The organism is Pirellulaceae bacterium (genome assembly GCA_029243025.1).
Taxonomy (GTDB): Bacteria; Planctomycetota; Planctomycetia; order Pirellulales; family Pirellulaceae.
On sequence record JAQWSU010000030.1, the window covers coordinates 1 to 13,932 of the forward strand.

A 13,932-nucleotide genomic window follows, 5' to 3' on the forward strand; every position below is an offset into this window, starting at 1 on the left:
TCGTATGTTTCGGAAGATCTGATAACAGGCGAGAATCTTGACAACAGGGGCCTCAGCAGGCTGTCTCGAAGTATGGAAAAGCATGGTTTGCTTGTTCTTGGATTCGACCCTGACACGATAGAAGATTACCTCGCGAAGTTCGGGCTGGTGACGCTTGATCATCGACGTCCGCAAGAGTTTAAGCAGCGGTATGTCATTCAGCAGGCACTCGGTCGTGACGTGATCGAAGTTGAACGCTTCGTCCTGGCCCAGGTCAACGAATGTACTGCTGCCGATCTGGTAGCTTCTTGAACTTTGATTCAATCATACCAGGGTCGCCTTTGTTCACAGAATCGGCTCAACTGTGATAAAAAAACGCCACACGGACCCGATGTGAATCCGTGTGGCCGCAAAATTGCGTGGGGGGCCGATCAATGGAGCATCCGGTTAGACATCACTCGCATCCGGGACTTCGAATCCAGCGTTGTTGGGATCTTTCAGTAACGCATTCGCTGCATCCGCATGATCTCCCGTGTGTTGCTCGGTGGCTGGATCGAAGGTAAGCCAAGGACCGACGACGTATTCGTTTCCATCCTCCGGAATGCCAACTCCGTCTCGCATCACTTCGTGCAATCGCCCGAAATGATCGTGAGCTTCGGCATTGTCGCCGAATCGACCTGCCTTTGCGTTGAACGGTACGGATTCGCCCAACCGATAGGAATTGTTCATCAGATGGCCAAGCACGCAACCATAATGGGCATCCTTGGCATTACCGTTGGCCATTTGAGGGTCGCCTGCACGGCAGGCTGCGATGAAGCTGCCCCAATTTCCACCCGGAGTTACTTTGCCTTTCGGCACGGAAATAGCTTGACCTTCACTACTGCCTTTCGGGTAGTACTTGCCACGAATAATTTTCCCGCCATCTTCAAAGTAGTACTCGTTTTCAACTTGTCGTTGATAACCGTCATAGTTCACATTGCGCACGTTGAAGAACGCATATTGTCCATTGGGATATTCGGCCAAGCCAAACATCGTGTTCGGAGTTTCGCCTTGGTCGTTCCACTTGAACCGTCCACCAATTGCCATGGCCCGAACGGGATGAGTTAAGTCATCATCGAGAGCCCAGCGGGCGACGTCCAATTGATGGGTGCCCTGATTGTTGAGGTCTCCGTTTCCAGTCTTCCAGAACCAATGCCAATCGTAATGGACAAAGTTGTCATGGTATTGATCGATGACGGCTGGACCTTTCCAAAGGTTCCAGTCGAGGTTGCTAGGAGGCGTTCCGGCTTGGTCGATTCCGATGCCGCCGCGAGGTTTGCAGCAGTAGCCGTAGGAGACCTTAAGCTTGCCGAACTGACCATCCTTGATCGCTTCGTGTAAGCCGGCGATTCCGGCATCACTACGCCGTTGTGTTCCGTGCTGTACAACCACGCCGTATTTCTCTTGTGCGGCAACTGCGACGCCCCCTTCGGTAACGTCGTGACTCATTGGCTTTTCGACGTAGACGTGCTTGCCATGCTGGGCGCCCCAAATGGTCATTAGCGAATGCCAGTGATTTGGCGTTGCAATCGAGATTGCATCAATGGTCTTGTCTTCCAGGGCTCGACGAACATCCGTCGCACCTTGGCATTTCGCTTGACCTTCGTTACGTGCGTGGATCTTGGCGAGCGTGTTGTTCAAGACATTCCGGTCTGGATCGACGACGTACGCAATTTCGACATTGTTCTGGCCGGACCAACCACCGATGTGACTTTTGCCCCGTCCGTTCAGCCCGATGACAGCAATGCGTAAACGGTCGTTTGCACCATTGATATTGCCGGAAGCACGTGTCCCTGTGATGAGCAAGGATGCGCCGACAGCTGAACTCGTCTTGAGAAAGCGGCGACGGGTAGGTTTTGACATGATCACCCTCTTGACTAGGCTTGTGTGAAACGGGCTTGTGTGAAACGGGCAGGAACGGATCGACAGAAGTCGCCGTCCACCGTGATTCTAAACAATTTCGCTGCTCGTGCGATGTGAAAATCAGGTCAAACTCCTGCTAAAATCAACGATTTGACCTGACCGTGTCCGAATGGGATCTTTTTAAATCTGCTCGCTGGCCGCAGATTTGGCTTCTTCGTCGCTGGGAGTCATATCAACACCCACACGTAGCTCATGATGGCCTCCCCCGACAAAGATGCCTTGGATAGGGGACACGTCATCGTAATCGCGCCCCCAAGCAACGCAGATATGGGAGTCGCCTGACAACAAGTTGTTGGTTGGATCTAGATCGATCCAGCCACAGTCGCCGCAATAAACCGAGCACCAGGCGTGCGAAGCGTCGGCGCCAACCAGCCTGGATTGACCCGCCGGTGGCGTTGTCCGAACGTAGCCGCTCACATAGCGTGCTGGGAGGTCAAGTGATCGCAAGCAAGCGATGGCCAAATGGGCAAAGTCTTGACAAACGCCTCGACGTAATCGGAATGCTTCATCCACCGTCGTGTGAATCGTCGTGGCTTGCTGATCAAACGTGAAGTCGTTATGAATGCGCTGATTGAGCTCTCGTATCGCTTCCAGAATGGGCCGATTGGCCGGAAAGCTTTGTTGTGCATAAGATCGGATTGGTTCACTGATTTGCACCCGAGCCGATGGCAGCAGCAAGGGGAAATGGCGTAAGCTGCTGAAACGGCGTGTCTCTCGTGCTTGAGCACGAATGACTTCCCAAGCCTCGGATTGCATCTCATCAAAATTCGGTGATGGAGATACTTCGACATGACTTGTCGAAGTCACTTCGAAGGCTCGATAAGCGCCATGGATCGAAAAGTAATCGACGAGATTTCCGAAGTAGTCGGTTTGGCGAGTAATCAGCTTGGGAGGCGGATTGAGAACAAGCCGATAATCGTGGCAGCGCTGACGGTCGGTTTCTCGCGGAGCCAAATGGAGCCGATTGTGACAGACCGCTACCGTCTCGGAGTAACGATACGACGTCGTGTGGGTAACCGAATAGTTCATCAACGTGACTCAGAGGCGATGCTGTGTGGGGCCCGCATGGAAAAAATACTTGTGGGAAATCACGTTCGACAATTCTGGCAATGTGACTTCTGCGATCGTCAAGAGATTGATCAACGGATTGGACGCTTCATACTTGAGTGGCTGTAAGCTCGACAAAAGATCCATGTTTCGTAAATGGTTGAGAATGCCATCCGCTAAACTCTGCTCCGTGCGGTGAGTATCTTCCTGGCCAATTGAAGGTAGATCGCTGACGTGTGTTGCGCAAAGAGCTAATTGATAGGCCAATGAGCGCGGATTGGATTCATCCTGGAGAAGTAAGTCGAGTACGGGGCCCCATTCGACACGTGTATGGTACCGTGAACGATAGGTCATCACTCCATCAAAGATCTCAAGCAGTGCTTCGAGTGCTTGATAATTTGGCTGCTGATCTTGTTCGACAACGGTCCGAATGATGGAACTAATTTGCATCGAACGCTCCAAGCGTCGTCCCAGATCCAAAAATCGCCAAGCGTGGGTGCGCGTCATGCTTTCAGAAACGTGTCCGCCGAAGGCTGCGAGTTGCAGCAACAGCGTTTCCAGTTGGTCGAGTACAGGCAGCAAGCTCTGGCTTTCTGAGTCTGGCCATGAGTCCACATTCATTTGACGAATAATCCGCCAGGTGTCGATCGACATCAAGTCGCGAACAGTGGAACTCAAGAAGACCAGTTCTGAAACGGTTGACCGCATCGTGCCGGGTTGCTGGTCGTCAAACACGGCAGCTGGCAGGGCATTTTCGATGGCCGGTAGTTGATCTTTGATCGCGTCGACAACGAAGCCCGGTTCGATTTGTCCTCGTTCCGCAAGAATACGCAATAAGACGGGCAGCTCCGGAAGTTCATCCGTGTCCTCTTCCCGAGTCAACCGCAAGGTGACTGCTCGTAATAATTTGCCAGAGATTTCTGCTCGAACCGCGTGTCGTCCCAACCAATAGAAATGCTCTGCCGCTCGGCTTGGCAAGTCCACGCCGCCACGCCGCAATTTCAAATCATCGCCCGCAGTCCGCAGCAAAGTGACCTGCGTCACCGGGCCGTCTGCCAACACCCAGGTGTCTTTGCTATGTTCTCCGGCAAGTAGCGATCGATCCAGTGGCGTGAGTGAGCTTGAAACGCGGCTAAGTGCTCCCGGCATGATCGTGTAGTCATCATCATCCGCTACCGCGAAGCTGCGGAGTGCGATGAACGATTGGTGGAATTGGCTGTTCGCCCAAACAGGGACCGACGATCGCACCACTCGTTCTTGTGCCACGAATGCGGCAGGGTCTCGGAGAATCAGTTTCCGCAACCTGTCAGGGTCCATCTCTGACAGTCGTCGGGCTTGGGTTTGTGCCAGACCGCGACGACGGTAGGCAGGTTTGACGCTCAGTTGATCGAGTTGATCCAGGACATGTTTAAGAGAATTCGGATCACCACACCAGAAGGTTTCCACGCCCGGCATTGCCAGGGGTTCACCCAATAATGCAAGGCAAATTTGCGGTAGAAACGCCATGAAGATCGGCGACTCGACCAAACCAGATCCAAGTGAATTGGCAATCGCAACCTGACCGCTGTGCCAGGATTGCACGAGGCCTGCCACGCCAAATGAGGCCGTTGTGGATAATTCCAGAGGATCGCATTCTTCACTGTTTGGGCGTCGGATCAGAACGTCGACGGGTGACAGACCTCCGAGTGTTTTCAAGTGGAGGCGTTGATCGCGAATGGCCAAATCACCCGCTTCTGCTAAGGTATAGCCCAGGTAGCGTGCTAAAAATGCTTCCTCGAGATAGTTGTCGCTGCCAGCCGCTTGGCTTAGCAAAATCACACGCGCGTCGGCGCCTCGTTGACTCAGTCGCGTCATTTGACGCCGGACAGCGAGGAAAAATGGTGCTAAACGTTCCACTTGGCAAGCATGGATCACGTCCGGCAAAATGCGGGAAGAAGCGATGCGGTTTTGCAAGGCAAAGCCAGCGCCGGATGGCGCCTCACAGCGATCTGCAACCACCCACCAGATTCCATCCGGAGATCTTGCCAAGTCGGCGGCGTAAAAGTGCAGTAATCGTTCTTCTGCTGGTCTCGCCTCGCAATAAGGCAACTGGAATCCTGGATGTCGAAAAACGACTTCGGGAGGTAAGATGTTCCCTGTTAATAATCGCTGGGGACCATACAAATCACGCAAAGTCAGATCGAGCAATCTGGCTCTTTGCTGGAGCGCCGACGAAACGGTTTTCCATTCGTCATTAGCAATCATGAGTGGAAGCGCGTCGAGTGTCCAAGGGTGATCCCCGTGCGTGGGACGAGTGGCAGGTTCTGGGTGCGCTAAACTATTCTCTCGTAGCAGCCGTTGAGCTTGCGACCAGCGACGACCAAAGTCTTCGGCAGTCAGGCCTGCACTTGACTCGATAAATCGTTTCCAGTGGGGGCGGAGTCCACCCCTTGTGTCTATGATCTCATCGTACGATCCCGGCGCGCTGGTGTAGCCCGGGAATGGGGCTTGCTGGGTGAACTGTTTTAAGGCAGACACAATAACATCCGACCTGCGGAATGCATTAAATAGGGAGGACAGCTGGCTGGCAAGAAATTGCCAAGCGTTGTCATTATCGGCATGCCGCCTGCTCGAGGGTCAATCCGTCTTTTTTCCTCGTGAGCTCCTCTTGACGGAACGACTAGGGGGCCACCGTGTTGCGTCCCATCCAAGTTTGGTGATTAATGCCGATTTCTCGGTGGAAATTAGGGGAAACGGCCACCCAACCGCAAGGGCTGATCTCCTCTTGCAATCGGCTGGTGGAAACAATCCAAACGGAGCGGTCGAGCCGATTGAAACGAGAATTTGGAAAGTGCAAAGTGAATCAAGGATTTGCCAAACAAGAAGTGATCTGCGAAATCGACCTGGTCGGCAAACTGATCGGAAGCTTTGTGTGCTGCGCGAATCTTATTTTGACATTAAGCTTCGATGAGGATGGATGGGGGCGACGGACGAGCAGCCCGATATGAGTTACTGGCGGTTGACTTGGCTGACACAACGTGACAGATAGCTTCGAGCTTGATTGATTTCCTCTGAAACCTCTTGCGTGGTTGGTAGAATTGGGATGCCGCGCGGGACCGGATGCATGAAAATCTCGGTCCAACCGTCGTATTGAATATCTCGAAGAGCTGCCACGATAGGTTGGAAGTCCAGTTTGCCGCGCCCCGGCATCTGCAGTAATTCGTCTGCTTTGGGTAGCTTTTTCATGCAGCCTTTTCCGTGTTGCCAAGCTTGGAAAAAGGCCAGATGCCTCTTGCCCAAATGCCGGATCAGCGAACCGATCAGATTTGGATCCTGAGGAAGATGGTACGGCGCCATCGCGAGACCAAGATGAGGTGATTTGGCGTAATCCGCAAAGTAACGGAGGGAGTCGGGTGAGCTGAGTAAGTTTCCGCTATGATTTTCGATGCCGATCACCACATCGTGCGCTTCTGCGATGGCAACATGCGGTTTCATGCTTTCGACAAACTTTGCGACACGTTTCTTTAAGCTGTCACCGGTTTGTTGCTGTGCACCGCATACGATCAACTTACCGTCAAAATCTCGGAGAAGCTCAATTTCACTCGCTAAACGATAGGGGCCTAAATCGTATCTTGTGAGCATGCCGAGTTTGAGATTGTGCTTCTGGAGCATTTGCTGGAACTTTAATCTGCCCATCGATTCCATTTGCTCTCGATGATCAGCATGGGGGCGGGGCCAAAGATCGATGTAATTTGCTCCGATTACTTTGGCTTGTTGGCTAACCACCGGTAGCGGCGTTGTGCCGTACATCGGCGATCCCAAGATATATTTCAATGAGAATGGCTTAGTGGGAGCGATTGTTTCAGCTGCTTGTGATGCATGGGAAAGAGCAGTCAAGCAAGTTACCGTTGTGCCGATGGCCTGCTGGCCAAATTGTCGCCGAGTTCGTTGGGCCGTTGTTGGGTTCATCGAGGATTTCCAGTTTTGCTCGTGATCAGACCTTGCCGAATGGCATTTTAGCTGCGGGCAGTGCGTCTAAAGCTGCGGTAAGGATTGCCTAGTCGTGTCCAGAAAGTCGGAACCTTATGCTCACGGTTCTTTGAGTAGCCATATTTGTAGACCTCATAGCCCTTGGTAAGCAAGTGAAATTTTTTTCTAGAAACAGGCGAAATAAGAAACGAATTGGATTACCTTTGGTCAAGAAATACAAAAGCAATTTACCCCTACAGATTTTGGATCGAAAAACAGCCGTTTCGAAAAAATATCGGTATAGCTACAGCCGGATCCCCAAAGCTGCAAATTCCACCGTGGTAGCGACGCTTTTCAAAGGTGAAACAGGCCGAGTTGCCTCCGATGCTGATTAAAGTCAAAGGAAGATATTTCAAATCCTTATCTGACTTGAATGAACAAGACATCGACTCTCTTGACGAGTTTTTTAAGTTTACGGTTGTCAGAAATCCAATCGCGCGCGTTAGATCTGCGTACCTCGATAAAATCGCCCGCTCTCCTGCTCGAAAAGCGAAATAAGTTCGACGAAAACAGGGACTCTCAAAGAATGAGCCAGTTAGTTTTGACATGTTCTTAGACTACTTAGAATGTGGCGGAATAATTGAGAATGGACATTGGTCTTTGCAAAAAGACTTGCTGTTTTTCCCCGTTGAACAGTATGAAGTGATTTGTAAGGTGGAGAATTTACAGGCTGATCTAAGTTTAGTTTTTGCACGAATCTATGGGGAAGATCGTGAACTCATTAAAGCAGACAAGCATAAGACTAATCACAATGAGTTAATTTTATCTTCCGACCAAAAGAAACGAATACATAAGATTTATCAGGAAGATTTTGAGTTGTTTGGATATCCGCTTTCTGTAGGCGATGACTAACCAAGGTCGAATTCAAGTTGGCCATCTGAGCAATCGGTTTAGCGGGAACACGGGTGTTTATCTAGTTGCGAGGAATGTTCCATTTTCATTGGAACCGTGTTTTACGCGGAGTCGACCTGCTCGTTGTACGCATCAAGTATCCAATAAGATCTCTCCCTAAGAAACTGGTTGCGCAATGTCTCTAATTGATTGCCAAGCCGTTGGCTCGCCCGGTTTTCCTGAGTGGAGGCCATGCGCTCAATGACGACTCAGCCCTGTCGTTTTCAACGATCGTTGTGTGGAAATGATCGTTGTGTGAAAAACAGTGTTTGATGTCTCAGTGTTTGATGTCTCAGTGTTTGATGTCTCAGTGTTTGATGTCTCAGTGTTTGATGTCTCAGTGTTTGATGTCTCAGTGCAATGGTCCTTTTGTTTAGCGAAACCCCTACGGGCGGCTCATTTCCTTGGCGATTAGTCGTATTCGATTCATGTTTCTACCGAGCGGATCGTTTACAATAACAATCATCTGGCCGAAGCGAGTTTGGCTGCTAACGATTGAATTTCAAGGATTGCTACATTGACAAGCCACCGCATCGATTCACGTCGTCGATTCCTGCGAACAGCCACTTCTTTGATGGTGTCAGCCACGGTTCCCTCAACGCAGGCTCGCGCCCAAAAAACGGCTGCGAAAAGTGAGCGGATGGGGATCGGTTGTATCGGATTGCGGTATCAGGGTTCTGTTTTAGCGCATCAGGCTCAAGCCTATGGGGATATCGTTGCCCTGTGCGATGTCGATCGACATGTTCGCGAACAAGCTCGAGCGGCTTTCGGCAGCACACCAGGAATCTATGAGGACTATCGTGCATTGCTTGCCAATCCTAATATCGATGTGATCACGATTGGTAGTCCCGATCATTGGCATGCCAAAATGTTGATCGATGCCTGCCGGGCGGGCAAGGACGTGTATTGTGAAAAGCCGCTTACATTGACAATTGATGAGGGGAAACGGATTCGCGACGTGGTGGCGGATACAGGGCGAGTGGTTCAAGTGGGGTCGTGGCAACGTAGTGACCATCGCTTTCGACTTGCGGTTGAAATGGTTCGACAAGGGCGGATTGGAAAACTTCAATCGGTTGAAGTTGTGCTCGGTAAAAACAAGCAAGGAGGTCCCTTCGCCACGGATGATCCGCCACCCGAATTAAATTGGGATCTTTGGCAAGGACAAACACCCAATGTACCGTTTTGCCATGAACGATCGCATTACACCTTCCGATGGTGGTATGCGTACTCGGGCGGGCAAATGACTGATTGGGGGGCACATCACCTGGATATTGCGCAATGGGCAATTGGTGGTTATCCCATTCGGGTTGAATCGCGGGCAAAGTTTCCGCGGATCGAAAACGGTTACGACGTGGCAACAGATTTTGAGGCCACCTATCGGTATCCAGAAGAGATCGTGATGCGAGTCAAAGATTATGGTCGAAACGGGATCCTGTTTGTCGGATCCGAAGGTCGGATTTTCGTGAATCGTGGCTCGTTGAGCGGAAAACCGGTTGATCACCTCAAGGTGTCGCCGCTGACACCGGAAATGTACACCCAATATGAAATTGACAACCGATCGCGTCCCCAGCGGATGGGAAAGCTTGACGCAATTAAGAATCACATGGGGAACTTTTTTGACTGTATTGAATCACGTCGACAACCCATCTCGGACGTTGAAAGTCAACATCGGAGTGTATCGACGTGCCACCTGGGCAATATTTCCATGTGGGAAGCACGAGCGTTGAATTGGGATCCAAATGCTGAACGTTTCGTCAATGATCAAGCGGCGGATAACCATTTGAGTCGAGAACAGCGTGCGGGATATCAGGTGACTTAGGCTCCTGTCCATCGTCGACATGGCACGGCGACAGCGTTTTCCAGGCTTGGGCCAGTTCTTTGCTAGTTTTCTGGCGAGTGACTGTATCAAGCGAACAACGAATGATTCGGAAAGTTACCAGTGGGTTAAGACCGTGGAGGCGGATCGATTTTTCAGCACGGATGTGCCGGCCTCCAGGCTGGGGAAACTTGATACTCAGGTTGTATTGGTGGTAGGCTAGCAGTTACGGAACGACTGTTTAGGGAGTTTGTTCAGGGAGTTTTGCTTCATGCGTTCATTCGTCTTGTTTTTTTTCTTGTTGATGCCAACCGCCGTTTGTCTTTCGGCCGAGTTGGAATCGGAATTCGAGCAGCAGATTCGGCCACTCCTTGTTGCCAACTGTATCAAGTGTCATGGCGCTGCCAAGCAAGAGGGTGAGTTGCGGTTGGATTCTCGAAGTGGACTGTTGGCGGGTGGTGCCAGTGGTTCAGCAATCGTGCCTGGATCGCCTTCGGAAAGTTTGTTGATCCGTGCTCTCAAGCACGACGGGCTCGAAATGCCCCCCGAGAAATCTTTAGCGACTCGCGAAGTCGAAGCCTTTGTCAGCTGGATTCGCAATGGGGCCGTTTGGCCTGACAATCTTCCGCCGTTGCGAACAGCGGCAAATCAGATCGCGAATGAAGATCGAGCTTGGTGGTCCTTCCAGCCGATTCAACCACCGAATGTGCCGGTTGATCCCAGTGACAATTGGTCCCGAAATCCGATTGATCGATTTGTTTATCAGCGCCTTCAACAGCATTCGATGAGACCGGCGCCGATGGCCAGCCCAACGCTGCTCGTTCGACGATTGTATTTCGACTTGTTGGGTCTTCCGCCGACGCCAAAGCAATTGGATGATTTCTTCAAGGATGATGAATCGGTTCGTTGGGAACGATTGATCGATCAATTGCTCTCCGAGTCGGCTTACGGGGAGCATTGGGCGAGGTATTGGTTGGATCTCGTTCGCTTTGCGGAATCGGATGGTTGGAAACAGGACGCCTATCGCCTCCATATTTGGCGGTACCGTGACTACGTGGTGAAGTCGTTCAACCAAGATAAGCCCTATCCAGAGTTCGTGCGAGAACAACTTGCGGGCGACGAACTTAACCCCAACAATCCGGACTCGTTGGCAGCAACCGGATATTTGCGACTCGGAATCTATGAATACAACCAGCGCAACGCTCGAGCCCATTGGAATGATATCCTGAATGAACTGACTGATGTGACTGGAGATGTATTCTTGGGAATGGGGATGGCGTGTGCTCGTTGTCACGACCACAAGTTTGATCCGCTGCTGCAGACGGACTACTTTCGCTTGCGAGCTTTTTTTGAGCCGATGGTTTGGCGCGATGACAGAACCTATGCCACCGATTTAGAGAAAACCGTTTTTCATCGTCGCGATGCAGCTTGGCAACACGCGACGAAATCCCTGCGTCAACAGATCGACGAATTGGTCCGACCCTACCAAGATCGCAAGCAGAAAGCGACGATTGACAAATTTCCACTTGAGATTCAAGCCTGTATCCAGAAGCCTGCGGAAGATCGTACTTCCTGGGAGCATCAGATGGTTTATCTGATCGAACGACAGTTCATTGAAGAGGGCAATAGTCCGCTCAAGTCGCTCAGCAAGGATGATCAGGAGACCTACGATCAGTTACAGCAGAAATTGGTGGATTTTGAAAGTTTAAAGCCTGAAGCTTTGCCGAATCTCATGTCCGTGAGCGATTCACGAGGGAGCATTTCGCCAACGGTGGTTCCCGGGGGTTCGACTCCGATCTCCGTTGAACCCGGCTTTTTGACCGTGTTGGAAACGGATGCGCCAAACACGGTGGGAACGCCGCATAATTCGCATACCTCGGGTCGCCGAGCCGCGTTGGCGGAATGGATTGGTCACGCTGATAATCCGCTGACGTCGCGGGTGATTGTGAATCGAGTCTGGCAACAGCATTTCGGGCAGGGTATTGTCAAATCGGTCAATGATTTTGGGCAGCTTGGTGACTTGCCTTCGCATCCGGAATTGCTGGATTGGCTCGCCAGCCAATTCGTCGAAAGCGGTTGGAGTTTCAAGCATCTTCACAAGCTCATTCTGACTTCAAGTACCTGGCGGCAGGCGGTGGAGCATCCGGAGGCGATGCGTTACGAACAGATTGACCCAGCGGAAAACCTGTTGTGGCGAGCACGTGTTCGTCGCCTGAACGCGGAGCAGATTCGTGATGCGATGCTGACCGTCTCCGGGGAACTCGAAATAGGAGTTGGCGGTCCAAGCGAAGATCAAAACTCTTCACGACGAGCCCTTTACATCAAGAGTTTTCGTAACACGCCGAACGAATTGTTGCATGCATTTGATCAAGCCAATGGCTTGAAAAGTGAACCGCAAAGAAATCGGACGACGACTGCAGTCCAGTCGTTGCTGATGATCAATGGAGAATTTACGCTCGAACGTGCAGACGCATTCGCCCGTCGGGTGACAGCTGATGAAAGTCTTACAGCCAATCAAGCCGTGAATGTTGCATTTCGGCTGGCGTGGGGCCGATTGCCTGATGATCACGAACGAGAACAGGCTTTACGATTTGTCGGTCTTGAGACCAACGCCAGGGAACTCAGCGAGCATTTAGATCGTTGGAGTGATTTGTGCCATGTCTTGTTGAACTCAAACGAGTTCCTCTACGTCGATTGATTGAACGGAGCTTCGGCGTTTTAGGATTAGATTGATAGCGGAGCAGACAAGTGACTGATCGATTTGATGTTCAATGTCCCATGCCTCTTAATCGGCTGGGACGATCCCGCCGGGAATTTTTGCGCCAAAGTGGTGTCGGTTTCGGTGCGATCGCGCTTAACTGGCTGATGCAGCAGGAGCGTTCCGAGGCATCGATCGCTTCGCATCTGCCTCGTGCAAAAAACGTCATTTGGCTCTTTATGGAAGGCGGGCCGAGCCATCTTGATTTGGTCGATCCGAAGCCTTTGTTGAATCAGTTGGCGGGGCAACCATTACCAGCTGCTTTCAAAGAACCGATTACGGCAATGGGGGAAAAGGGTTCACCAATCCTGGCGTCCCCCCGTCAATGGAAGCAATACGGTGAGAGTGGACTCTGGGCTTCCGATTGGATGCCGCATATCGCGGAACAGTTAGACGACATTGCGGTGATCCGATCGTGTTGGACGAACGGTATCAATCATTCCGGTGGCGTCTGTCAAATGAATACCTGCATTGACGTTGCGGGCCGACCATCTTTGGGATCTTGGGTTAGTTATGGGCTCGGTTCGGAAAACGAGAATCTCCCTGGATTCGTCGTGATCTGTGATAGTACGGGCCAACCGGTGAACGGGCCTCGGAATTGGTCGGCGGGTTTTATGCCGGCAAGTTTCCAGGGAATTCGCATCGGTCGTTCGGAAAGTGCGCCGATCGCGAATCTTGCTCCCCCTGCTGCTTATGGGAACGACCGGCAGACAGACAAGCTAGAACTCTTACAACAGTTCAATCGAAAACATGCAATGACCAGGCCACAACAGACAGAATTGGAGGCTCGTATTCGCAGCTATGAGCTTGCCTTCCGAATGCAAGCTCGTGCTCCGGAAGCGATCGATTTGGCGGAAGAAACTCGGCAAACAAAGCGACTGTATGGTATGGATCAGCAGGAGACGCTGCCTTTCGGTAAGAACTGTTTATTGGCGAGACGTTTGGTTGAGCGGGGTGTGCGTTTTGTCCAACTTTACAGTGGTACCGGCAGCAAATGGGACTCGCATTCGGCGATTGAAAAAAACCATTCGCGACTGTGTAAGTCAATGGACAAACCGGTTGCCGGATTGTTGCAGGACTTAAAACAGCGAGGTTTGCTCGATGAAACACTTGTTGTCTGGGGCGGTGAGTTTGGACGCACACCGATGAGTGAAAAAGGGAATGGCCGTGACCACAATCCTACAGGCTTCTCGATCTGGATGGCTGGTGGTGGAGTAAAGGGTGGCCAAGTGATTGGAGCCACCGATGACCTGGGTCTTTATGCAGTCGAGGATCGCATGCATGTCAACGATATCCATGCCTCAATTCTCTGGCTGCTTGGCTTGAACAATATGGAATTGACCTACGATCATAAGGGGAGACCCGAGCGGCCTACAATTAACGAGGGAAGTTTCAATTCCAAGTTGATCGGCTAGGCTTGTGGCGATGCGGGCTATTGGCGCGTGCATGCTTGCCTCGGGATCGATAAACC

The 13,932-nt window shown here is 51.5% G+C and carries 8 protein-coding genes and 1 pseudogene; 5 read left to right on the forward strand and 4 right to left on the reverse strand.

What is annotated here, in order from left to right; genetic code table 11:
* On the forward strand, positions 1-291 hold a 291-nt coding region (locus P8N76_12745), incomplete at its 5' end, for a hypothetical protein (protein ID MDG2382531.1).
* A gap of 135 nt (positions 292-426) precedes the next feature.
* Here the strand turns inward: P8N76_12745 and P8N76_12750 are convergent.
* The 4 genes from P8N76_12750 to P8N76_12765 all read right to left on the reverse strand — a co-directional run bounded on the left by P8N76_12750 (position 427) and on the right by P8N76_12765 (position 6,936).
* Positions 427-1,881: a Gfo/Idh/MocA family oxidoreductase gene (locus tag P8N76_12750; protein ID MDG2382532.1), complete on the reverse strand. Its 1,455-nt coding sequence runs from the start codon at positions 1,879-1,881 to the stop codon at positions 427-429.
* Between the two features lie 180 nt (positions 1,882-2,061).
* Positions 2,062-2,970 carry a transglutaminase family protein gene (locus tag P8N76_12755; GenBank protein MDG2382533.1) on the reverse strand — a complete coding sequence of 303 codons (909 nt, stop codon included), beginning with the start codon at positions 2,968-2,970 and terminating at the stop codon, positions 2,062-2,064.
* 9 nt (positions 2,971-2,979) lie between these two features.
* Entirely contained in the window at positions 2,980-5,505 is a 2,526-nt protein-coding gene (locus P8N76_12760; protein ID MDG2382534.1) for a circularly permuted type 2 ATP-grasp protein, read from the reverse strand.
* A gap of 471 nt (positions 5,506-5,976) precedes the next feature.
* A complete protein-coding gene (locus P8N76_12765; protein ID MDG2382535.1) occupies positions 5,977-6,936 on the reverse strand; it encodes a sugar phosphate isomerase/epimerase in 960 nt (319 codons plus the stop codon).
* A gap of 384 nt (positions 6,937-7,320) precedes the next feature.
* Between P8N76_12765 and P8N76_12770 the strand changes: the two are divergent.
* The 4 genes and pseudogenes from P8N76_12770 (at position 7,321) to P8N76_12785 (ending at position 13,876) form a co-directional block, all read left to right on the forward strand.
* Positions 7,321-7,848, forward strand: a pseudogene (locus P8N76_12770) (sulfotransferase family protein).
* A gap of 556 nt (positions 7,849-8,404) precedes the next feature.
* Complete coding sequence (locus tag P8N76_12775; protein MDG2382536.1) at positions 8,405-9,706, forward strand: Gfo/Idh/MocA family oxidoreductase; 1,302 nt, start codon at positions 8,405-8,407, stop codon at positions 9,704-9,706.
* Positions 9,707-9,974: 268 nt separating this feature from the next.
* Positions 9,975-12,401, forward strand: coding sequence for a PSD1 and planctomycete cytochrome C domain-containing protein (locus P8N76_12780; GenBank protein ID MDG2382537.1), 2,427 nt, complete (start codon positions 9,975-9,977; stop codon positions 12,399-12,401).
* 80 nt (positions 12,402-12,481) lie between these two features.
* The gene (locus tag P8N76_12785) at positions 12,482-13,876 is read left to right on the forward strand and encodes a DUF1501 domain-containing protein (protein ID MDG2382538.1); all 1,395 of its coding nucleotides are present in this window, start codon (positions 12,482-12,484) and stop codon (positions 13,874-13,876) included.
* Positions 13,877-13,932: the final 56 nt, after the last annotated feature.

Coding starts and splice junctions, on each gene's coding strand:
- P8N76_12750 (MDG2382532.1), bottom strand. CDS start 1,881: ATGTCAAAACCTACCCGTCGCCGCTTTCTCAAGACGAGTTCAGCTGTC.
- P8N76_12755 (MDG2382533.1), bottom strand. CDS start 2,970: ATGAACTATTCGGTTACCCACACGACGTCGTATCGTTACTCCGAGACG.
- P8N76_12765 (MDG2382535.1), bottom strand. CDS start 6,936: ATGAACCCAACAACGGCCCAACGAACTCGGCGACAATTTGGCCAGCAG.
- P8N76_12780 (MDG2382537.1), top strand. CDS start 9,975: ATGCGTTCATTCGTCTTGTTTTTTTTCTTGTTGATGCCAACCGCCGTT.
- P8N76_12785 (MDG2382538.1), top strand. CDS start 12,482: ATGCCTCTTAATCGGCTGGGACGATCCCGCCGGGAATTTTTGCGCCAA.